Source organism: Mesorhizobium sp. M1169, assembly GCF_040318345.1.
Taxonomy (GTDB): domain Bacteria; phylum Pseudomonadota; class Alphaproteobacteria; order Rhizobiales; family Rhizobiaceae; genus Mesorhizobium.
Genome location: NZ_JAMYME010000008.1, coordinates 74,632 through 96,274 on the forward strand (window position 1 = coordinate 74,632; position 21,643 = coordinate 96,274).

The 21,643-nt window shown below is 63.0% G+C and carries 22 protein-coding genes and 1 pseudogene; 15 read left to right on the forward strand and 8 right to left on the reverse strand.

Features of this window, described 5'->3' with window-relative positions:
* Positions 1-164: 164 nt before the first annotated feature.
* The 9 genes from fabD (at position 165) to gmk (ending at position 7,212) form a co-directional block, all read left to right on the forward strand.
* On the forward strand, positions 165-1,142 hold the full coding sequence (gene fabD, locus NKH41_RS10880; protein ID WP_352771643.1) for an ACP S-malonyltransferase: 978 nt from the start codon (positions 165-167) through the stop codon (positions 1,140-1,142).
* A 52-nt stretch (positions 1,143-1,194) separates the two neighbouring features.
* Complete coding sequence (gene relB, locus NKH41_RS10885) at positions 1,195-1,416, forward strand: type II toxin-antitoxin system RelB family antitoxin (protein ID WP_352467166.1); 222 nt, start codon at positions 1,195-1,197, stop codon at positions 1,414-1,416.
* Entirely contained in the window at positions 1,400-1,666 is a 267-nt protein-coding gene (locus NKH41_RS10890) for a type II toxin-antitoxin system RelE family toxin (protein WP_352771645.1), read from the forward strand. Before relB ends, NKH41_RS10890 begins: the two co-directional genes overlap by 17 nt.
* A gap of 54 nt (positions 1,667-1,720) precedes the next feature.
* Positions 1,721-2,458 carry a 3-oxoacyl-[acyl-carrier-protein] reductase gene (gene fabG, locus NKH41_RS10895; protein ID WP_352471093.1) on the forward strand — a complete coding sequence of 246 codons (738 nt, stop codon included), beginning with the start codon at positions 1,721-1,723 and terminating at the stop codon, positions 2,456-2,458.
* A 187-nt stretch (positions 2,459-2,645) separates the two neighbouring features.
* Positions 2,646-2,882 (forward strand): acyl carrier protein, encoded by a 237-nt coding sequence (locus NKH41_RS10900; RefSeq protein WP_006203723.1) that lies wholly within the window; start codon positions 2,646-2,648, stop codon positions 2,880-2,882.
* Between the two features lie 34 nt (positions 2,883-2,916).
* A complete protein-coding gene (fabF, locus tag NKH41_RS10905; protein ID WP_352454402.1) occupies positions 2,917-4,179 on the forward strand; it encodes a beta-ketoacyl-ACP synthase II in 1,263 nt (420 codons plus the stop codon).
* A gap of 93 nt (positions 4,180-4,272) precedes the next feature.
* Complete coding sequence (gene mltG, locus NKH41_RS10910) at positions 4,273-5,493, forward strand: endolytic transglycosylase MltG (protein ID WP_352615821.1); 1,221 nt, start codon at positions 4,273-4,275, stop codon at positions 5,491-5,493.
* A gap of 138 nt (positions 5,494-5,631) precedes the next feature.
* Positions 5,632-6,522, forward strand: coding sequence for a YicC/YloC family endoribonuclease (locus NKH41_RS10915; protein ID WP_352471095.1), 891 nt, complete (start codon positions 5,632-5,634; stop codon positions 6,520-6,522).
* Between the two features lie 33 nt (positions 6,523-6,555).
* The gene (gmk, locus tag NKH41_RS10920; protein WP_023677701.1) at positions 6,556-7,212 is read left to right on the forward strand and encodes a guanylate kinase; all 657 of its coding nucleotides are present in this window, start codon (positions 6,556-6,558) and stop codon (positions 7,210-7,212) included.
* Here the strand turns inward: gmk and NKH41_RS10925 are convergent, their stop codons facing one another.
* The 7 genes from NKH41_RS10925 to lptF form a co-directional block, all read right to left on the reverse strand.
* Positions 7,213-7,506 (reverse strand): DUF1330 domain-containing protein, encoded by a 294-nt coding sequence (locus NKH41_RS10925; RefSeq protein WP_352771647.1) that lies wholly within the window; start codon positions 7,504-7,506, stop codon positions 7,213-7,215.
* 75 nt (positions 7,507-7,581) lie between these two features.
* Positions 7,582-8,421 (reverse strand): 16S rRNA (adenine(1518)-N(6)/adenine(1519)-N(6))-dimethyltransferase RsmA, encoded by an 840-nt coding sequence (gene rsmA, locus NKH41_RS10930; protein ID WP_352771648.1) that lies wholly within the window; start codon positions 8,419-8,421, stop codon positions 7,582-7,584.
* 67 nt (positions 8,422-8,488) lie between these two features.
* Complete coding sequence (pdxA, locus tag NKH41_RS10935) at positions 8,489-9,508, reverse strand: 4-hydroxythreonine-4-phosphate dehydrogenase PdxA (RefSeq protein ID WP_352771650.1); 1,020 nt, start codon at positions 9,506-9,508, stop codon at positions 8,489-8,491.
* A gap of 12 nt (positions 9,509-9,520) precedes the next feature.
* The gene (locus NKH41_RS10940; protein WP_352453231.1) at positions 9,521-10,447 is read right to left on the reverse strand and encodes a peptidylprolyl isomerase; all 927 of its coding nucleotides are present in this window, start codon (positions 10,445-10,447) and stop codon (positions 9,521-9,523) included.
* A gap of 117 nt (positions 10,448-10,564) precedes the next feature.
* A complete protein-coding gene (locus tag NKH41_RS10945) occupies positions 10,565-12,982 on the reverse strand; it encodes an LPS-assembly protein LptD (RefSeq protein WP_352771652.1) in 2,418 nt (805 codons plus the stop codon).
* A complete protein-coding gene (lptG, locus tag NKH41_RS10950; RefSeq protein ID WP_023677695.1) occupies positions 12,982-14,067 on the reverse strand; it encodes an LPS export ABC transporter permease LptG in 1,086 nt (361 codons plus the stop codon). The genes NKH41_RS10945 and lptG overlap by 1 nt, the downstream gene beginning before the upstream one ends.
* Positions 14,064-15,266 carry an LPS export ABC transporter permease LptF gene (lptF, locus tag NKH41_RS10955; RefSeq protein ID WP_352471099.1) on the reverse strand — a complete coding sequence of 401 codons (1,203 nt, stop codon included), beginning with the start codon at positions 15,264-15,266 and terminating at the stop codon, positions 14,064-14,066. The genes lptG and lptF overlap by 4 nt, the downstream gene beginning before the upstream one ends.
* A 354-nt stretch (positions 15,267-15,620) precedes the next feature.
* Here lptF and NKH41_RS10960 point away from each other — a divergent pair, with 354 nt between their 5' ends.
* The 5 genes and pseudogenes from NKH41_RS10960 to NKH41_RS10980 all read left to right on the forward strand — a co-directional run bounded on the left by NKH41_RS10960 (position 15,621) and on the right by NKH41_RS10980 (position 20,389).
* Positions 15,621-16,787 carry a flavin-containing monooxygenase gene (locus NKH41_RS10960; RefSeq protein ID WP_352771654.1) on the forward strand — a complete coding sequence of 389 codons (1,167 nt, stop codon included), beginning with the start codon at positions 15,621-15,623 and terminating at the stop codon, positions 16,785-16,787.
* A 73-nt stretch (positions 16,788-16,860) separates the two neighbouring features.
* Positions 16,861-17,244, forward strand: coding sequence for a VOC family protein (locus tag NKH41_RS10965; RefSeq protein ID WP_352471101.1), 384 nt, complete (start codon positions 16,861-16,863; stop codon positions 17,242-17,244).
* A gap of 49 nt (positions 17,245-17,293) precedes the next feature.
* Positions 17,294-18,790, forward strand: a complete 1,497-nt coding sequence (locus NKH41_RS10970; RefSeq protein WP_352771661.1) for a leucyl aminopeptidase — start codon at positions 17,294-17,296, stop codon at positions 18,788-18,790.
* A 38-nt stretch (positions 18,791-18,828) separates the two neighbouring features.
* Positions 18,829-19,278 (forward strand): DNA polymerase III subunit chi, encoded by a 450-nt coding sequence (locus tag NKH41_RS10975; RefSeq protein ID WP_023719810.1) that lies wholly within the window; start codon positions 18,829-18,831, stop codon positions 19,276-19,278.
* 119 nt (positions 19,279-19,397) lie between these two features.
* Positions 19,398-20,389, forward strand: a pseudogene (locus NKH41_RS10980) (aminoglycoside phosphotransferase family protein).
* A 27-nt stretch (positions 20,390-20,416) separates the two neighbouring features.
* Here NKH41_RS10980 and NKH41_RS10985 read toward each other — a convergent pair.
* On the reverse strand, positions 20,417-20,884 hold the full coding sequence (locus tag NKH41_RS10985) for a carboxymuconolactone decarboxylase family protein (protein ID WP_352541657.1): 468 nt from the start codon (positions 20,882-20,884) through the stop codon (positions 20,417-20,419).
* An 85-nt stretch (positions 20,885-20,969) separates the two neighbouring features.
* On the opposite strand from NKH41_RS10985, the gene NKH41_RS10990 reads away from it, so the two are divergent.
* The gene (locus tag NKH41_RS10990) at positions 20,970-21,641 is read left to right on the forward strand and encodes a TetR/AcrR family transcriptional regulator (RefSeq protein WP_352771742.1); all 672 of its coding nucleotides are present in this window, start codon (positions 20,970-20,972) and stop codon (positions 21,639-21,641) included.
* Positions 21,642-21,643 lie beyond the last annotated feature (2 nt).

The window sequence follows — 21,643 nt, forward strand, 5'->3', positions numbered from 1 at the left end:
TAAGAAGAGCCAGCAAACAAATCGTGAGCGGTTTTCATCATGAGTGATCGCCAAAAAGCCTGCCGAAACAGGCACTCGGCCGATATTACGCGATCAAGGTTGGACTTGACTTGGCCGCACGCCTTGCGTCACAGGCAACGTGAACCAGCAGCTGGGAGCCGCCGATGGCCATCGCATTCACCTTTCCGGGGCAGGGCAGCCAGGCTGTCGGCATGGGCAGGGACCTCGCCGATACCTTTGTGGAATCGCGGCGGATCTTCGAGGAAGTTGACGACGCGCTCGGCGAAAACCTATCGAAGCTGATCTGGGAAGGCCCGGAAGAGACGCTGACGCTGACCGCCAACGCCCAGCCGGCGCTGATGGCGGTGTCGCTTGCCGCAATCCGGGCGCTGGAGGCGCGCGGCTTCTCCCTGAACGGCAAGGTCACCTATGTCGCCGGCCACTCGCTCGGCGAATATTCGGCACTTGCGGCCGCAGGTTTCGTTTCGGTCGCCGACGCCGCCCGGCTATTGCGCATCCGCGGCAATGCCATGCAGGCGGCTGTGCCGGCCGGCGAGGGCGCCATGGCGGCGATCATCGGGCTGGAGCAGGCCGACGTCGAAGCCGCTTGCGCAGAGGCCGCCCAGGGCGCCGCCAAAGATCCCGCACAAGCCTTGGTTTGCCAGATCGCCAATGACAATGGCGGCGGCCAGCTGGTGATCTCTGGCGCTAGGCCAGCGGTCGAACTGGCGGCGAGGCTATGCACGGAGAAGGGCGCCAAGCGGGCGCTGATGCTGCAGGTCTCGGCGCCCTTCCATTCGGCATTGATGAAGCCTGCGGCCGAGATCATGCGGGAGGCGCTGGCCGCCGTGACGAAGAGTGCGCCGGTCGTGCCGCTGGTCTCCAATGTTACGGTGACCCCGACGAGCGATCCCGACGAGATCGCCCGCCGACTCGTCGAACAGGTGATCGGGCGCGTGCGCTGGCGCGAAACGGTGGAGTGGTTCGGCAGCAACGGCGTTGTGACGCTTTACGAAGTGGGCGCCGGCAAGGTGCTGTCGGGGCTGGCCCGCCGCATCAACCGCGACATTGCCACCAGCAGCATCGGATCGGCGGCGGAGGTCGAAACGGCACTTGCCGCCTTGGGTGACCACGTAGCTTGAATTCATCAGTGCTTGCCGCTATATGAATACATGTATCGCAACAAGGTGCGGCATGCCCACATCGATCCGCCTTTCTCCTGAAGTCGAGCAGCGCCTGGATTTTCTCGCGGCCAAGACTGGTCGCAGCAAGGCCTACTATCTGCGCGAGCTCATTGAACGTGGTCTGGAGGACTTGGAGGATTACTACCTGGCTGCCGAAGTCGTTGAGCGGATCAGGCGTGGTGAAGAAGACGTCATGAGAGCCGAGGACTTCTGGCGTGGCCTGGACGCTTGAATACGCCCACTCGGCGCGAAAATTTGTCGAAAAACTGAATCCGCAGACACGTCACCGTATCCGTGATTTTATTGAAAACCGCATTGCCGTTCTCGACAACCCGCGTGAACTCGGCAAACCGCTGAAGGGCCCGCTCGCAACCTTTTGGAGATATCGCGTCGGGGATTATCGCATCATTTGCGATGTGCAGGATAACCGGCTCGTCATTCTGGTGGTAACCATAGGCCACCGCGGCAACGTTTACAGATAGCCGAACTCACCGGCCCGTATGATTGGCCAGTACGATTTGGGAAGAGGATAAAGCATGTTCGAATTGACCGGCCGCAAGGCGCTCGTCACCGGCGCATCGGGAGGTATAGGCGAGGCGATCGCCCGCGTGCTGCACGGCCAGGGCGCCATCGTCGGCCTGCATGGCACACGTATCGAGAAATTGGAGGCGCTGGCCGCCGAACTGGGCGACCGGGTCAAGCTTTTCCCGGCCAATCTTTCCAACCGCGACGACGTCAAGGCGCTCGGCCAGAAGGCGGAAGCTGACCTCGAAGGCGTCGACATCCTCGTCAACAATGCCGGCATCACCAAGGACGGGTTGTTCGTGCGCATGGCTGACGCCGACTGGGATAGCGTGCTCGAGGTCAACCTGACCGCCGTGTTCCGGCTGACCCGCGAGCTTACCCATCCGATGATGCGGCGCCGCCATGGCCGCATCATCAACATCACTTCAGTGGTTGGCGTCATGGGTAATCCCGGCCAGACCAACTATTGCGCCTCCAAAGCCGGTATGATCGGCTTTTCCAAATCGCTGGCGCAGGAGATCGCCACCCGCAATATCACCGTCAACTGCGTCGCCCCGGGCTTCATCGAATCGGCGATGACCGCCAAGCTCAACGACAAGCAGAAAGAGGCGATCATGGCGGCGATCCCGACCCGGCGCATGGGCACGGGCGCCGAAGTCGCCTCAGCCGTCGCCTACCTAGCTTCCAACGAGGCAGCCTACGTCACCGGCCAGACCATTCATGTGAATGGCGGCATGGCAATGATCTAACACTTGGGAAAACGCTTCATTCCGTCTTGGATGCACGGGATTTTTCGTGTAATGCCGCCCGCAACCCGGCGGTTCGGGCAAAAACCGGTCCTGTTCCGCTGCGTTTCCGGCAGGACCATCTTTCAGCTTGATTAGCGGCATTCTGCCCGCTAACGAAGACAGACAACCAAAAGACGAGGATGCCCAAATGAGTGACACCGCAGAGCGCGTCAAGAAGATCGTCATCGAGCACCTTGGCGTCGATGCCGACAAGGTGACGGAGCAGGCGAGCTTCATCGATGATCTGGGCGCGGACAGCCTCGACACGGTCGAACTTGTCATGGCGTTCGAAGAAGAGTTCGGTGTCGAAATCCCGGACGACGCCGCCGAGACCATCCTGACTGTTGGCGATGCGGTGAAATACATCGACAAGGCCTCCGCCTGACGCTATTTGCAGTCATCACCGGGGAGGACCTGCGATGAGGCGTGTCGTCGTCACGGGCCTTGGGCTGCTTTCGCCGTTCGGCATGGGCTTCGAGCACAGCTGGAAGGAGCTTCTGACCGGCCGCAGCGCAGCCAAGCGCATCACCGAATTCGAGGTGGAAGACCTTGCCTGCAAGGTCGCCCACGTCATTCCGCGCGGTGACGGCTCCAATGCCACTTTCAATCCTGAAGCCGTTCTCGAGCCGAAGGAACTGCGCAAGATCGGCGACTTCATTCTGTACGGGATCGCGGCCGCCGACGAAGCACTCAAGGATTCCGGCTGGCAGCCGAAGACGCATGAGGAACAGTGCGCCACCGGCGTGCTGATCGGTTCGGGCATCGGCGGCATCGAAGGCATCGCCGAGAATGCGATGATCCTCAAGGAACGCGGTCCGCGCCGCATCAGCCCATTCTTCATCCCTGGCCAGATCATCAACCTCGTCTCCGGTCAGGTCTCGATCCGCCATGGGCTGAAAGGCCCCAACCATGCCGTCGTCACCGCTTGCTCGACCGGTGCGCACGCCATCGGCGATGCCGCCCGGCTGATCATCTGGGGCGATGCCGACGTTATGGTCGCAGGCGGCGCCGAAGCGCCGGTGACGAGACTGTCGGTCGCCGGGTTCGCCGCTTGCCGCGCGCTCTCCACCGAGCGCAACGATGCGCCACAAACGGCCTCACGCCCCTATGATCGCGATCGCGACGGCTTCGTCATGGGCGAGGGCGCCGGCGTTGTCGTGCTCGAGGAGCTCGAACACGCCAAGGCCCGCGGCGCCAAGATCTATGCCGAGGTCACCGGCTACGGTCTGACCGGTGACGCCTATCACATCACCGCGCCTGCCGAAGACGGCGACGGCGCTTTCCGTTGCATGACCGCGGCGCTGAACCGGGCGAAGCTGACGCCGGCCGATGTCGACTACATCAACGCGCACGGCACCTCGACCATGGCCGATACGATCGAACTCGGCGCCGTCGAGCGGCTGGTCGGCAATGCCGCCTCAAAGATATCGATGTCGTCGACCAAATCGTCGATTGGCCACCTGCTGGGCGCGGCTGGTGCTGCCGAGGCGATCTTTTCGATCCTCGCCATTCGCGACAACATCGCGCCGCCGACCATCAATCTCGACAATCCGGAGCGCGAAACGGCGATCGACCTGGTGCCGCACAAGCCGCGGGCCCGGCAGATCGACGTGGCGCTGTCCAACTCCTTCGGCTTCGGTGGCACCAACGCCTCGCTCGTCTTCCAGCGCTACAATGGCTGACCGCTCTGCCGGTTTCCGTCTGCCGTCAATTTTGCCATATTCGCCCCTACTCTGCCCGAGGGGATTCGTCGCAAGATCAAATGGTAGGGCGCTATGAACACAAATCCGGCCGATAACGGGGAATTCGGGCAACGGGCAGCAACGCCCGGCCCTATCGTGCCGAAGACGGCCAGCGAGGCGTTGCGGCCCGAGGCCGGCACGCCGCCACCGAAGCGCTCGCGTGCCTCGCGCAGCCAGTTCGTCGTGTTCATGAACTTCGTCATCTCTTCGGTGATGCTGATGGTGCTGGCGGCAGGTGTTGCGCTGTATTTCGGCAAGCAGGAGTTCAACGAGCCCGGCCCGTCGGCCAATGGCGACACTTTCCTGGTCAAGCCGAATAGTGGCGTCCAGGAAATCGCCGACCAGCTTGAGCGGCGAGGTCTGATCAGCGACGCCCGCATTTTCCGCCTTGGCGTGCGCGCCTTCGGCAATGATTCCGCCCTGAAGGCCGGCGAATACGAGATCAAGCCGCAGGCGTCGATGCACGATATCATGGAACTGCTGAAGAGCGGCAAGTCGGTGATGTATTCGCTGACTATCCCCGAGGGGCTGACGGTCGAGCAGGCGCTGCAACGGATCGCTGAGCAGGACGCGCTGACCGGCGATATGCCGTCGACCACTCCACCTGAGGGCAGCCTCGCCACCGACACGCTGCGTTTCACCCGCGGCGCAACACGCCAGCAGATGGTCGACAAGCTTCTGGCCGACCAGAAGAAGCTGGTCGACGAGGTCTGGCAGCGCCGAGCGCCGGATCTGCCGATCGCCAACGTTGAGGATTTTGTCACCCTGGCCTCTATCGTCGAGAAGGAGACCGGCAAGGGCGATGAACGCTCGCGCGTAGCCGCCGTCTTCCTCAACCGGCTGGCCAAGGGTATGCGGCTGCAGTCGGACCCGACCATTATCTACGGCCTGTTCGGCGGCAAGGGCAAACCCATCGACCGCCCGATCTATCAGTCGGACATCCAGAAGCCGACGCCCTACAACACCTATCTGATCAACGGGTTACCGCCGACGCCGATCGCCAATCCCGGCCGTGCGGCGCTGGAGGCTGTCGCCAATCCGTCGAAGACCAGCGATCTCTACTTCGTCGCCGACGGCAGCGGCGGGCACGTATTTGCCTCGACGCTCGATGAGCATAACGAGAATGTCGCTCGCTACCGGGCACTGCTGAAAAAGCAGGCGCAGGACGCCGCCAAGGCCGGAGCAACCAATACCGGAGCCGACACGCCGGCGGGAGCCATCGTTGACGATGCAGGCCCCACCGCCGCCCAGTAGGGCCGGACGCCATCAGTTTGGCCCTGTGCATATCCGGGTGGATGTGCAAGGGCTGCCATGGCATTGAAATTCACATGGTCCTGTCCGGAGAAAATCGCTCCGGCTTGAGGGGCATTCGGCAAAGGGACGCACGGCTACATGAACTTGCAGAGCATGACCGGTTTTGCGCGCAGTGTCGCCGAACACGACGGCACTTCGATTGCCTGGGAAGCCAAGTCCGTCAACGGCAAAAGCGTCGAGGTCAGGCTGCGGCTGCCGCAAGGTTTCGACCGGTTGGAGCCGGCCGTCCGGCAGACGGTGCAGAAGCGTTTTGCGCGCGGCAATTTCCAGATGACGCTGACCATTGGCCGCGCCGCCGGCGCGCAAGCGCAACCCGTGGTCAACGAGGCTTTCCTGAAGGATCTGGCGGGCTTGGCCAAGCGGCTGCAGGAGCAGTTCGGAGTAGCCCCTGCGGCGGCCGACGGCCTGCTTGCGCTGCGCGGCGTCCTCGACATTCCCGAAACCATCGAAACCGAAGAGGCGCGCAGTGCGCTCGATACCGCAATACTGTCGGCGCTGGAAGCAGCACTGAACGGGCTGCACCAGGCGCGCCAGGGCGAAGGTGCGGCACTTCGTTCCCTGCTGTCCGGCCATATCGATGCCATCGAGGCGCTGACGCTGCGGGCCGAGGCCGATCCATCACGCGAACCGGCCACGATCCGCGAAAGGCTCGCCGAGCAGATCCGCCTGTTGATGGACGCGTCTGCCAACCTGGACGCCAGCCGGCTGCATATGGAAGCGGCGTTCCTGGCCACCAAGGCCGACATACGCGAGGAGATCGACCGGCTGAAGACACATGTGGCGTCAGGCCGGGCGCTGCTCGGCGGCGGCGGCGCCATCGGCCGCAAGCTCGATTTCCTGGCACAGGAATTCAACCGCGAATCGAATACGCTGTGTTCCAAGTCGAATGCTGCCGCGGTCACCGCCATCGGGCTGGAACTGAAGGCGGTCGTCGACCAGTTTCGCGAACAGGTCCAGAATCTGGAATGATCCCGATGCCAAGCCACATGACTGCCAAGCCCCATGACCGCTAGGGATGTGGGTTCCCGCATTCGGCGCCGCGGGCTGATGCTGGTCTTGTCGTCGCCGTCAGGCGCCGGCAAGTCGACGATTGCGCGCAATCTGCTGGAGAGCGATTCCAGCCTGGAATTGTCGGTCTCGGTCACCACGCGGCCACGCCGCGGCAGCGAGATCGAGGGCGTCCATTACCACTTCCGTACCATGCGCGAGTTCGAGCGGCTGCGCGATTCCGATGCGCTGCTCGAATGGGCGGAGGTGCACGGCAATTGCTACGCGACGCCGCGCGAGCCGGCTGAACAGGCGCTGGCCGAAGGCCGCGACATGCTGTTCGACATCGACTGGCAAGGCGCTCAGCAGCTCAAGGAGAAGATGCGCGCCGACATCGTCTCGATATTCATCCTGCCGCCATCGATGAAGGAATTGAAGGCGCGGCTGAAGCGTCGCGCCGAGGACCAGGAAGCGGTGATCGAGACGCGGCTCAAGAACGCCCGCAACGAGATCGAGCACTGGAAGGAATATGATTTCGTCATCGTCAACGACGATCTCGACCGCGCTTTCGCCGAGGTGCGCGGCATCGTCACCGCCGAACGGCTCAGACGCGATCGCCGGCCCGGCCTGTTCGATTTCGTCTCGGGGCTGCTCGACGAGAAGACGGATTGATCAACGCGCTATCCCCTCGACCAGGATCAGATTGCGGCTGAGCGCGGCGTCGCGCAGCTCCAATGCAGCGGCGTATTCGGCCGAGCGATACCAGCGCCGCGCCGTGTCCATGTTCGGGAATTCGACGATGATCAGCGGCCCGGGAGACCAGTCGCCTTCCAACATTTCCACCTTGCCACCGCGTACCAGATAGCGCCCGCCGTGCTGGGCGATGGAGGCAGCCGCGCGGATGCGATAAGCTTCGATCGCCTCTGCGTCGCGGATCGTGACGTCGGAAATGACATAGGCGGCCATTGCTTGTCTCCGGGCAGGTTTGTCCGGCTATCTATGGCCGTGAGAGCGGAAATTCCACGCAGACGCGTCCCGGCATCACACCGCGTTGGTCAGGCGAACGAACTCCTCGACGCTGAGCGTCTCGGCGCGCCTGGTCGGATCGATGCCGGCACGGGCAAGCAGCGCCTCGCCGCCGAGGCTTTTCACGCTCTGCCGCAGCATTTTCCGGCGCTGGCCGAACGCCGCTTCGGTGACGCGGCTGAGCCGTTTCACCTCTGCCGGCAAGGGGCTGGCGCGCGGCACCAGATGCACGACCGAGGACGTCACCTTGGGTGGCGGCGTGAACGCCTGCGGCGGCACGTCGAAGGCAATCCTCGCCTCCGTCCGCCAGCCGGCCAGCACGCCGAGCCGACCATAGGCATCGCTGCCGGGGCTGGCTGCAATGCGTTCGGCGACCTCGCGCTGGAACATCAGTGTCATCGATGTGTAGAAGGGCGGCCACTCGGTGACGGTCAGCCAGCGGATCAGCAATTCGGTGCCGATATTGTAGGGCAGGTTGGCAACGATTTTCGCCGGCCCGCCGCCTCCCGGCACTCCTGTTGCAAGCGCTGCAAAATCAGCTTTCAGCGCATCGCCGGCTACGATCTCTAGCCGGCCCGGATAGTGGTTCGCGATCTCGGCCAAGGCCGCCAGGCAGCGCTCATCGCGCTCGATGGCGACGACCCGCCGGGCGCCGTTGAGGAGCAGGGCCCGGGTCAGCCCGCCCGGACCGGGACCGACCTCGATAACCGTAACGTCGCTCAGGTCGCCGGCGGTTCGCGCAATCTTGCTTGTCAGGTTAAGGTCGAGCAGAAAATTCTGGCCCAGCGCCTTTTTCGCCTGCAGCCCATGGCGCTCGATCACCTCGCGCAGTGGCGGCAGGCCGTCTATGCTCATCGGGCTGGGCTCATCAGGCGGGCTCATCGGGTTAAGGCCATCGAATTTGGCTGATTGGGCTCAGGGCCTACGGCCTCTTCCCGGTATCGGCAAGAACGCGAGCGAGTTTCAGCGCTGCAATCAGGCTGCCGGCACGGGCGATGCCCTTGCCGGCGATATCGAAGGCGGTGCCGTGGTCGGGCGAGGTGCGGACGAAGGGCAGGCCGAGCGTGACGTTGACCGCCTCGTCAAACGCCAGCGCCTTGGCCGGGATCAGCGCCTGGTCGTGATACATACAGAGCGCCACGTCGTAGCCGGCGCGGGCGCGAGCATGAAACAGCGTGTCGGCCGGCAACGGCCCGAAGGCGTCGATTCCTTCCTGCCTCAGCCGGTCGACCGCCGGGCGCACGATCCGCTCGTCTTCGGTGCCCATGGTGCCGCCTTCGCCGGCATGCGGGTTGAGGCCGGCAATGGCGAGCCGCGGCTTGGCAATTCCGAAGCGGTTCGCAAGATCGGCGGCGGTGATGCGGCCGGTGGCGACGATAAGGTCCGTCGTCAGCGCTTTCGGCACCTCGGCCAGCGCGATGTGGATGGTGACCGGCACGGTGCGCAGGTCCGGTCCGGCAAGCAGCATCACAGGCGTCACTTCGGTGCCGGTGTGAAGCGATGCCAGATGCGCCAGATATTCGGTGTGGCCGGGAAAGCGAAAGCCGGCGTCGTAGAGCGGCTTCTTGGCAATGGGGCAGGTGACGACCGCGGCAGCGCGGCCGGCCAGGCAGTCGGCAACGGCGCGGTCGATCGCCTCGATGATGCCGGCGGCGTTGGCTGGATCCGGGCGGCCGGGACTGTCGACGAAACGGGCAGCAAGCGCCACCACCGGCAGCGCGCGCGAAAACACCCCCGGCGCTAACGCCGGCGTCGTCTCGGCAATCGCGATATCGGTGCCGAGCCTGTGCGCTCGCGCGGCAATCAGTGCCGGATCGGCAAGGAGATAAAATGACGGAACGCCAGCGCTTTCGCGGGCCTGCCACGCAGCGATGGCGATGTCCGGCCCCAGGCCGGACGGATCGCCGACGCTCAACGCCAGCGAAAGCTCTGCGTCAGCCACGGCGCGTCGACTTCAGCGCTCGATTATGCGGGCTTTCTTCCGCAACTCCTCGACATATTTCTTCGAGAGTTCGTCGGCGTTCTTGTCGCTCGAACCTTCACTCTGGAACACCATCTGCGCGGCTTTGTCGTCTGACACTTCGCGCGACGAGCAGATGCCGATGAATTCGACACCGCGGTCGGTTTCGCGCGTCGTGGTGGCGCCGCCGACCTTTGTAGCCTTTATCTGCTCGGCCCAGTCCGCCGGCAATTGCGGCGCCAGCACCCGGCCGAGATCGCGAACGGTGACATCGATCAGGCCCTTGGCGAATTCGCGCGTGGTGTTGCAGCCGTTGAAGCGGGCGCGCATAGCGTCGGCTTCGCGTTTGCGCTTGGCCAGCGTCGCGCTGCGCTCGGCCGCCGGCACCACGAAGATGACCTGCTGCAGCATGTACTCTGTGGCGCTCGGTTTGCTGCCGCCTTTTTCGAGCATGCGCTTGACGAGGTCCTGCTCGCTCATGGCGCCGCCGCCGTCGCTAGAACGGTGACGCGCCGTCAGCGCCTGGTTCCAGGCCATCTGCGCCCGGATAAAGTCCTTGAAATGCTCCTTGGTGACGCCGGATTGCGCCATCGCGCCGTCAAGCTGCTTGAGCGGCATCTTGTTGCTGGTGGCGAAACGCTGATAAGCGGCATCGACCTGCTCGTCGCTGATGCGGATGCCGAGCCGCCGGGCTTCGGCCAGGCGCAGCGTCTGGTCGATCATTTCCTGGCCGGCATCGCCCTTTCTGTGCTGCAGGCGCAGGAAAGCGGCCCGATGCTGGATGTCGCCGGTGGTGATCGGTATATTGTTGACGACGTATTTGATCTCGGTGGCGAAAACTGGCCGTGTCACCGCGGTGGTCGAGAACGCCACCAGCAGCGCGAACCCTGCCGAAAAGAGGTATTTCCTCATCGAAAGCATCCCAATTCCATCCCGATTCAGCCGAACCTATCCCAGTTCAGGCCGTCAAAATTCGTGCCTGCTCTATGCGGCGAAACAATGTCGTCCGCCAGCCGCCCCGTTGCCGACCGCTGCCCGTTATTGAATGGTGTCGATGGAGCGTTGCGACGAGCCGAAATCGCCGAGCGTGCGGAACGACAGGTTGAAGCCGACGTTCTGCGATACTTCCTTGGTGTTCAGGTCACGTCTTTCCGAAAACGTCATCAAATAGGTAAAGCACGAATCACTATAGGCAAAGCCGACCCCGTCCTTGACCAGAACGCTCTGCTCCAGATCATATGTGCCGGTGCCAAAGACGCGCCAATTCTCGGCAAGATGTGTCGAGGCGCCGAGCGTAACCTCATGGCGATCGGTTGAGAAGCCATAGAGTGGCTGCGCCTGGATGAAGGCGTATTTGGCGCTCAGCGATACCGGCAGGCCTGAAAAGGCGGCCTTTACCTCAGCGCGGCGGATCTCGAAGCTTTGCTCGTCGAAACGGCCGCTGACCGAGCCGGAAAACCCGCTGGGGCTGTTGAAGCCGACAAGGCCGACATAGTCGGAGGTTGCAGTTTCAAGGCCTGAATAGGCGCCGACATTGACCAGGTCCGGCGTGCCGAACGAGTTCTGGCCGCCCAGCTGGTAGGATTGGCCGAACACCGCATTGGTGCCCCAGCCATTGTCATATGCGCCGGAATAGCGCAGCCCGACATTGGCGCGTGTGCCGCCTTCCATGCGGTCATAGCCCGAGAATTTGTCGCGCTCGAACAGCGTCGTGGCGTCGAAGACGAAGCTCTGGGCGTCCTCGTTGGGGACCGCCAGCCCGCCGACATATTGCTCGTTCGGACGCATGAATACCTGCGCCATCGGTTCGAAGACATGGCTGGAACTGGTCATCGAAAACAGCACCGGCCAGCGCATCTCAAGGCCGGCGGTCGCCATGTAGCGGGCAAGCGATGAACGCATATCGTCCTCGACGCCGAGATTGGTCGCCATCTGGTTGACGGCGTCGAGCGAGGCCGAGGAGGCGTTGACGTAGCCGGCGTCGCCCCGCAGCGCCAGGAGCGGTGTCAGCAGCAGCCCGCCATCGGTGGTGAAGGTGCGCTTCCATTCGGCTTCCGCGGTAAGGCGCCCGGATTGACCGTCGATGCCGCGAACGTTGTTGACGGACGAAGGGATGCCCGAATTTGCAAGAGCCGTATCGAGCCTGTCGCGGTCAATGACCCGCGCGTTGACGTCGAACGACAGCTGCCCGCCGGCCACCGGCATGTCGGGGATATAGGCGTAGTCGAGCGAGGGTAGCACCCAGGGCTGCTTGGCGGCGCGTGCAGTCGGATCGCTGGCGAGCGTGTCTTCCTGAACCTCGAAGTGCATGGCGCGCACGTCGAAGTAATTGCGATCGTTGAGCCCCGTCAGGTACACCTCGGAGCGGTGCACGCTATCGTTGAAGCCATCGATGTCGTAGGTGCGCGCGAAATTCTTGTCGCTCTGCAGCAGGATGTCCCAGCCGAAGTCCCAGCGCGGGTTGATGGCGAACTGGCCCTGGGTGCCCATCATGCCGCGGAACCTGTTCGGGTCGCCTTCGGTACCCGAATTCACGTTGTGGCCATTGTCGTCGATGAAGGCGTCGGGATTCTCCTGCCGGATGCCCGCAATCTTCAGGCTGTACTGACCGTTGTTGAAGCGCTGCCTCCACTCGGCCTCACCGAGGAAACCTTGCTTGGTATAGCCGCTGCCAGTGACAGTGAGATCGTAGGTCGGCGAGAGCGCGAAATAATAGGGGACTTTAACACCGACGCCGAGATCGCTCTTGTAGGCGACGCCGGGGATCAGGAAGCCGCTCTTGCGCTTGACCGTTGGGTCGGCGATCTCGAAAGCCGGCAGATAGGCCAGCGGAAAGCCGAAGAACTCGAAATTCGAGTTCTCGAAGCGAACCGTCTTCTTCTCGCCGTTCCAGATGATCTTCCTGGCCTTGATACGCCAGGTCGGCGCTTTGTCGGGCTTGTCCTCGCACGGCTCGCAGGCGGTGTAGACGCCATTGTGGAACGTCGTCAGCACGCCGCCCATGCGCTCCGCGCTTTCGGCGGCGAAATACGCCTTGTCTATGGTCTCGACCCGCAGCGCGTTGACGAAGCCGTCGGCGAAATCGTCAGTGATGTCGGCATGTTGCGAATAGATTTTGGTGCCGTCGCTATTGACGAGTTCGACATTGCCGCTGGCGACGAGGCGTTTGGTGTTGCGGTTGTATTCGACCCGCTGGGCGACGAGACGGTTGCCGCCGTAGTCGATCTGGACGCCACCGACGGCCGTCACTGTCTGCTTGTCGTTGTCGTAGACCAGCGTATCGGCTGCCAACAGCATCTGCGTGCCGCTCGGAACCTTCGTTGCCAGCTCACTGACGTCCTGGGCGAAAGCCGGAGCAACCGGGGCGGCGCTGGCAAGCAGGCATGCCAAGGCGCTCGCCGCAGAGGCGCGTGCCAAACCGGCGTGCCTATGGCTGCGCAAAACCGCCTCCCTCACTAGCCGTCTTCCTTGTATAGCAGGAATGTCACCCCGAAGAACATAGCCACGACAACCGGGACCCAAGCCGCTACGGCCGTGGGTACGAATCCCGCTACGCCGAATGCCTTGACCAGCACCGAAACGACATAAAGCAGAAACCCGGCCACGATGCCACCCAGAATCATCGTTGCCGACTGCCCCATCCTCGCAAATCGCATTGATACCGTTGCCGCAATCAGCGTCATCGCGACAAGCAGGAACGGCAGCGCAATCAGGGAATTGAACTGCATGGCGAAGGCATTTGCCTTGAGGCCGAAGGAGCGGGCCACTTCGATCTTGCCGGGCAGATCGTAGAAGGGAATGGTCTCAGGGCGCGCCAACCGCTCTTGCACGAATTCCGGCTTGAGATTGGTCGGCAGCCGATCGCTGGGTAACGACTGGATGGTACCGTCCCGGAACACCTTGACGTCCTGCAATTCCCAGTAGCCGTCCCGCAAAAAGGCGCGCGCCGCATCCTTGCGCTCGATGATGTCGCCTTGCGGGCTGAAGCTGAAGAAGACCGCGTCGGCCATCTCCAGGCCTTGATTAAGAATGGCGCGCGCGCCGATGATGGTATCGCCGGCGTTGGTTTTCTGCCTGATCCAGGGCGCAGCATCGGCCGAGACGCTGTTCGACTTGCCCGAACGGAGCTGGGTCTCGATCTCCTCGGACCAGGAATAGGCGTGCGCGGCTACCGGATTGATGACGCCGACCGACAAGGCTCCAAACAGCAGCGCCCCGATGCAGCACGGCAGCAGGAATTGCCATGCGGAAACCCCGGCGGAACGGGCAATGACCAATTCGTATTTGCGGTTGAGCGACACCAACGTCGCCATCGCCGAGAACAGGCCGACGAACGGCACCGTCTGCAGCATGATCATCGGCATCCTGAGCCCCGAAATGGCGAACGCAGTTGCGTAGGTGAAGCCCGGCACGCCAGTCGTGCGGCCGGAAAGCTCGGTGAAATCGATCAGGAACACCAGCGCCAAGAGGCCGATGAAGAACCAGATGGTGATCGTCACATAGCGAAAGAAGAAGTACCGACCCAGAGTCCAGCCCATCAGCCGGCTCCCTGTCCGGATGCGCCACGCCCGGCAAAACGGAGCTTGATGGCGCTCCAGCCGTCACTGAAGCGGCCGGCAAGATTGGTTATCCAATCGGCCCAGGCAACCGGCAGTTCCATGGTCCGGTTGGAAACAATGAACCAGATGGCGATCGCCGATGCCACGATCGGGACGCCGTAGACCATATAGGCATATTGCGGCACCTTGTCGGCCTTGCCGGCGGCAAAGAACCCGAGCCAGCGCACGAACAGCGCGATCGCGATTGCCGTGATCAGCGGGTGCACACGCGCCTCGCGATGCGAGCGCGCATCTCCGGCAACGGCGAGCGCGATCAGCGCGAAGACGAGCGAATAGGACCACTCGGAAAAACGCTGGTTGAGCTCGGCCAGGTACCTGTTCGGCTTTTGCTGGTACATCTTGTCGTTCGGACTGGGATTGAGCAGATACTGGGTCGTCCGGTCCTTCGGCAAAAGCAGGATATCAGATGATGCCGACATGAAAGCGGACAAGTCGAAGGCGTAGGAGGTGAACCGGATCACCGAGAGGTCGCCGGTCATGGTTTTGCGATGGATGACGCCGTCATTCATCATCAGCACCTTCTCGTCGCCGCGTTCGATGATGCTGCCGGTCTTGGCGTAGTAGATGAGATTGACGCCTTCTTCGCGCGAATCGGCGACGAAGATGCCGCCGAGGCGGTTGTCGGGAAGCCGTTCGCCAACCTGCAGGAACAGGCCGTCGTCGATCTTGCGGAAGGTGCCTTCCTGGATGATCAACGACAACAGATCGGCACGCGATGACGCAATCAACTCGCGGTTCTTCTGGCGTGCGTAAGGGTCGACGCCATTGTCGACGGCGAAGGAAAAAACGCTGGCTGCAAGTGCCAGAAGCATGATCGGCCTGACGATGGTCCAGCGTGAAGCGCCGGCGGCATTGATGACGGCCAGCTCCGAATCAGAATTCATCACGCTGAGGATCTGGGCGACCGCGACCACCAGGGCGAACGGCACGACGATCGGAACGATCGTCGGGATGATCAGCGCTGCGACTTCGAAGAAGGTGAGGGCCGACTGACCGCTATCGGTGACGAGGTCGATGCGGGCGAGCACCTGAGTCGTCCAGACGATCGCCAGCGTCCAGACGAGCGCCAGCGCGAATACCGCGAAAGCACGGCGCATGATGTAACGTTCAACGACCTTCATGAAGGCTTTTCTCGGCGATTTCGAACGGCATCATGCCTTGGAACAAGGTAGTCGTCCGGCGCCGGCTGCACAACTGGCTCAGTTTGGCGGTTCGATCCGGGTTCAGTCCCGGATCGCAAAATCCGCTGGGCCGGAGTGTCGGCGGCAATGGATAAGAAAGAGCGAACATTGTTGGTTAACAACAGGTTGCGGCGGGAAGCGGGGCCGTGCCGCGACGAATCGTGGATGGTTCGATATCGCATATGGGAGCGATTTCGGCCAAAGTCTTGTCAAATGCGGCAAAACGACCAAATGTCGCGCCGGTCGCGACCGCCGCGGCGTGATAAGACGGGTCAGGATCTGTTGAGCCCCAGCATGGAAGCGGAAAAATTGCGCAGTCTTACCGGTCGGGAAGCCGTTTTTGACGGCGCGATCGTGGTCGGAGCCGGCGCGGCCGGCCTTGCCGCCGCTCATGCCTTGATGAAGGCCGGCGTACCGACGCTCGTCCTGGAAAAGGAGAGCCGGCTTGCCGAACCCTGGCATAGGCGGCACCAGCGGCTGCACCTCAATACGCATCGCGATCTCTCGACGCTGCCCGGCGTCGGCTATCCCGCAGGCACCCCGGCTTTTCCGCATAAATCGGCCGTCATTCGCCATCTGAACGATTTCAGCCAGGCGCATGGTCTGCCGGTCGCATTCGGCGTTGCCGTTGAAGAGATCACGTTCGACGGCGATCACTGGACCGTGCGGACGAACGCCGGACGTCGTCTGGCGCGTCATGTCGTCGTCGCCACCGGGCGCGATCGGCAGCCGTTTATTCCTGCGTGGAAAGGCATGAAGGATTTTGCAGGCCGGATTATCCATTCGGCCGATTTTGGCGAGGCGAAGGACTACGTCGGCAAAAGGGTGCTGGTCGTCGGAGCCGGCAATTCGGGGTTCGACGCACTCAACCATCTTGCGAATGCAGATGCCCAAAGCATCTGGCTGTCGGCCCGCAACGGCCCGTCGCTGCTGCCGAAACGCATCGGCAAGGTCGCCGTCCACAGGCTTTCACCGTTGATGGCGAGCTTGCCGGTGCGGCTGGCCGATGCGGTGATGGCGACAACCCAGCACCTGGTTTTCGGCGACCTGACGAAATTTGGGCTTCCGCCGGCTCCCATAGGCGGTGCGAGCCGTCTGAGCGCCGACTACACCGCGATCGCAGCCGATGACGGCGCGGTTCGCGCCATAAAGGCAGGCACGATCGTGGTGGTGCCACCATTGCGGGAATTTACCCACGACGGCATCGTATTGAATGACGGCAGGTCGATCACGCCCGATATCGTCATTGCGGCGACCGGCTATCGCACCGGTCTGGAGCAGATGTTCGGCAAGCTCGGCGTTCTCGACGGCAAGGGCGTTCCGCTTTTCAACGGCGGCGATGCCGATCCGAAATTGCCCGGTCTGTGGTTTACCGGCATGCGGCCGAGCATTCGCGGTTGTTTCGCCAACGCCCGCATTCAGGCCAGGGCGATAGCGGCGCGGATTGTCAACCAGCGATGATGAGCCGGACTATGCCGACTGTTCCGCCCGCAATAGACACGCCTTGTTGAAAGGTGCTCGAACCGAAAGGTCAATGGTCATGACGCCAGTCAGCATTCGCTACATGGTCGATGATGTCGCCGCCTCGATCGACTTCTACTGTGGACATCTGGGCTTCGCTGTTGAACAGGACGCGCGACCGGCTTTTGCTTCCGTCACACGCGGCGCTTTACGGCTCCTTCTAAGCGGCCCCGGCAGTTCGGGTGCACGGGCGATGCCGGATGGCCGGCAGCCGGTGCCAGGAGGTTGGAATCGCATCCTGTTGGTGGTGCCGGACCTGAAAGAAGAGGTTGCGCGCCTCAAGAGTGCTGGACTTGTCTTTCGCAACGATATCATAACGGGCGTCGGCGGTTCCCAGACGCTGCTCGAAGACCCATCGGGCAATGTCATCGAGCTGTTTCAACCCGCCGCTCACTGACGAACGTTTCTCGCAATAATCCAACTCACTTCCCCGAAAGCAGGACATGATGAATTCGAGACCCTCGATCGCCTTTGCCAAATTCGCCGCGCCCAAAAAAGGCAGCGTTTTCGTTCTGGTGGCCGACGAGGGCGGCCTCAGCGATGCCGCCAGGGCTTGCGATCCGGCAAAGACCCTCGAGCGGGCTTTCCCGGTCGCCGACTTCACCGGCAAATTCGCCAGCCTGGTCGAAGTGCTGGCACCGGAAGGGACATCGCTCGAGCGGCTGGTGGCGGTCGGTGCCGGCAAGGGCTCCAATCTCGATGATTATGCCTGGCTGAAGCTCGGCGGCACGATTGCCGCGTCCTTTCGCAAGGCAACCGAAGTGGCCGTCGTGCTCGATCTTCCCGGTGCGGCCGTCAGCGGCAGGCAAGCCGTTCAGCTTGCAGCGGGCATCCTGCTGCGCAGCTATTCCTTCGACAAGTACAAGACCAAAAAGAACAATGGTGACGACAGGCGCGAGCCAAAAAAGCCGGTCAAGGTGACTATTCACACCGCCGATCCGGCAGCTGCAAAGAAGGCCTTCGCCGATGAAGCGGCGGTGATCGACGGCGTCTTGCTGGCGCGCGATTTGGTCAATGAACCGGCCAATGTTTTGGGACCGGTGGAATTCGCCGCCCGCATCGCCGAACTGGAGGCGCTCGGCGTCACGGTCGAGATCCTGGCCGAGAAGGAGATGAAGAAGCTCGGCATGGGTTCGCTGCTGGGCGTAGCGCAGGGTTCGCCGCGTGGCGCCCGCATCGCGGTCATGCGGTGGGACGGCGGCAAGGCCAAGGAAAGCCCGGTCGCCTTCGTCGGCAAGGGCGTCACCTTCGACACCGGCGGCAATTCGATCAAGCCGGCGTCGGGCATGGAGGACATGAAGGGCGACATGGGCGGCGCTGCTGCCGTCACCGGCCTGATGCACGCGCTGGCCGCGCGCAAGGCGAAGGTCAATGTCGTCGGCATTGTCGGGCTGGTTGAAAATGCCGTCGACGGCCACGCTCAGCGACCCGGCGACATTGTCACCTCGATGTCGGGTCAGACTATCGAAGTGCTCAATACCGACGCCGAGGGCCGCCTGGTACTGGCCGATGCGCTCTGGTACTGCAACGACCGCTTCCAGCCGAAATTCATGATCAATCTGGCGACGCTGACCGGCGCCATCATGGTCGCGCTCGGCCAGCATTATGCCGGCCTGTTCTCCAACAATGACGAGTTGGCGGACCGGTTGACGGCGGCCGGACAGGCGACGCAGGAGCGGGTGTGGCGCATGCCGCTCGGTGCCGAATACGACAAGCTGATCGATTCCAAGAATGCTGACATGAAGAACATCGGCGGCCGCCATGGCGGCGCCATTATCGCCGCGCAGTTCCTGCAGCGCTTCGTCAAGGACACGCCCTGGGCGCATCTCGACATCGCCGGCACCGCGATGGGCGCGCCTTCCAACGAGATCAACCAGTCATGGGCTTCAGGCTTCGGCGTCAGGCTGCTCGACCGGCTGGTGCGCGATCATTACGAGCAATGAGCGGCTGGGGCGGGACTCCGACAATGTAGACTGAACGCATGGCCGAGATTCTGTTTTATCACCTGACCGAATCGACGCTGGAGGATGCGTTGCCCGGCCTCCTGGAGCGCAGTATCGATCGCGGCTGGCGTGCCGTGGTGCAGACCGGCACCGAGGAACGGCGCGACGCGCTGGACCAGCATCTGTGGACTTTCCGGGACGATTCATTCCTGGCCCACGCAACGGATCGCGAAGCCCATCCCGCCGAGCAGCCGGTGCTTCTGACCGTCGGCCCTGACAATCCGAACCAGGCGCAGATACGCTTCCTGGTCGATGGGGCGGTGCCGCCGGAGCTTGGCGGCTACCAGCGCGCCGTGTTCCTGTTCGACGGTCACGATGCAGCCCAGCTAGAGGCGGCACGCACGCACTGGAAGACAATGAAGGAGGCCGGCCACACCGTGACCTACTGGCAGCAAACGCCTGACCGGCGCTGGGAACGCAAGGCTTAGAGAATTTGCCGGCAAGGGAATCACTGGCGCCGCAAGAGTGCGACGACAAAAAGGATGGACCGCCGGCTATTCAGAAGACCGGAGCAAGCCCGATGCCGCCCGATGAACGAACGCCAGGCATGCCGATAGATGCCGCACTTGTTCGCCGGCTGATTGCCGCGCAGTTCCCCAAATGGGCGGACCTGCCGGTAGAGACGGTCGAGCCTGGCGGCTGGGACAACCGCACGTTCCGGCTGGGCGACAGCATGTCGGTGCGGCTGCCGAGCGCTGCCGCCTATGTCGCCCAGGTCGAGAAGGAGCATCGCTGGCTGCCCCGCTTGGCGCCTCACCTACCTCTGCCGATACCCGTGCCGCTGGCCAAAGGCGCGCCCGGGGAAGGCTATCCATGGCCTTGGTCCGTCTATCGCTGGCTTGGCGGCAGACCGGCGGCTGGTGGACTGATTGCCGATCTTACTGAGTTCGCCCGTTCGCTGGCCGGCTTTCTGGTTGCGCTCTACCGGATCGACGCTGCCGACGGGCCACCGGCAGGGCAGCATAATTTCCACCGCGGTGGCCGGCTTTCGGTCTACGACGCCGAGACCCGAGCCGCGCTCTCGGCGCGGGGGGGGCCCCGGGCCCAGGCCCCCCGCGCCGGCGGGGGGGGGCCGGGCGGGGCGGGCGGCGGGGGGGGGGGGGGCGGGCGGGGGGGGGGCGGGGGGCCCGAACCCACACCGCCCCCGCCTGGGCGGGGGGGGCCCGGGCCGTGGCCGGGCTAGGCCATGGGCCGCCGGTCTGGGTCCATGGCGACGTCGCCTCGGGCAATCTGCTCGTCGAAGATGGCAAGCTCTACGCGGTCGTCGATTTCGGTAGTTCGGCTATCGGCGATCCTGCCTGTGATCTGGTGATCGCGTGGACGGAATTTTACGGCGAGAGCCGTCAGGCGTTCCGCGACGCCATTGCCCTTGACGAGCACAGCTGGGCGCGCGCACGGGGCTGGGCGCTGTGGAAGGCGCTGATCGTCGCTTCGGGACATGACGGCAACCAGCGCGAGGCGGAAAAATCGTGGCGGGTCATCGATGAGGTGCTGGCGGATCACACAAACAGTCGAAACGGGAAGGCTAATTCAGTCTGAACGCGTCCCGCTCTAATAACGAAAGCATCACTGCCCGCCCATCTCCTTCCTGAACGTATCGAAATCGACCTGCATGCCGTTGAAGATGGTGCTCCAATGGCGGGTCAGCGCTGAAACGGCGACCGCCTCCTGGATCTCCTCGTCGGTGGCGCCGGCGCGCTTGGCGTCCTGCGTGTCCGACCAGATACAGTAGTTGCACGGGATTTGCGCCGCCACCGCGAGCGAGATCAGCGACTTGACCTTCGGCGGCAGCGCCGTCTTGTCGCTGAGCTGGATGGCCTTGACCTCGGCCCATGCACCAGGCAGACCGGCTTTCGGGAACTGCATTACGAAACTCGGTACGCCGCCCATGGTCGACTGGATGTCCTTGACGGTCGCGTCATACTCATCGGCATAAGAAGGAGCTGCAGCCAGGGTCAGCACACAGGTGGCGGCGAGCAGGCAGGCGCGGCGGATGGAAGAATGCGTTGATGAAAGAGTACGATAGGCAGACATGACATTCTCCTCTGGCGTTTGTTGGCCTTACGGTGTAAGGTAACGTCGAAAATGAACCTTACAGCGTAAGTTGTCAAGCGGCACCATGGACACATCGATCAAAAAAAAGCGACCGCGCGGCCGGCTGTCTCGCGAGATGATCGAGGATGCCGCTTTGAAGGTGATCGAGAGCGAGGGCCTCGCCGGGTTTTCGATGCGCAAGCTGGCGGCAGAACTCGGCTGCGAAGCCATGAGCATCTATCACCACTTTCCTTCGGTGGCGCATCTCTTCGAAGCCTTGGTGGATCGGCTGATCGGCTCCCTCGAAATGCCCGACGCGGACCTCCCTTGGCGACAAAGGTTACGCATTGCCGTGCAGGATTTCCGCCGCGTCGCGCGTGAGCACCCGGCCTTTGCCACGTTCCTTGTAACCTACCGGATGAATTCGCCGACCTGTCTCACTTGGCTGAACGGCATCCTTGGCCTGTTCGAGGCCGGCGGCTTCGGACCGCAACTGGGTGCGCGGCTGTTCCGCACCACTGGCTATTATCTGATGGGTGCCATCCTCGACGAGACTGCCGGCTATGCAAAGGGGCCTTCGGCCGTGACCATCGTCAGCGACGAGCAACTGGCGCAGGATTTTCCAAAAGTAGCTGCGGCCGGGCGTTATTTCGGCACCGCCGAATTCGACCGGACGTTTGATCTTGGCCTTGACATGCTCCTGGACGAAATGGAGAACGCCCGCGACCGCGCCAGCGCGCCGAACACCGGGTCTTGATG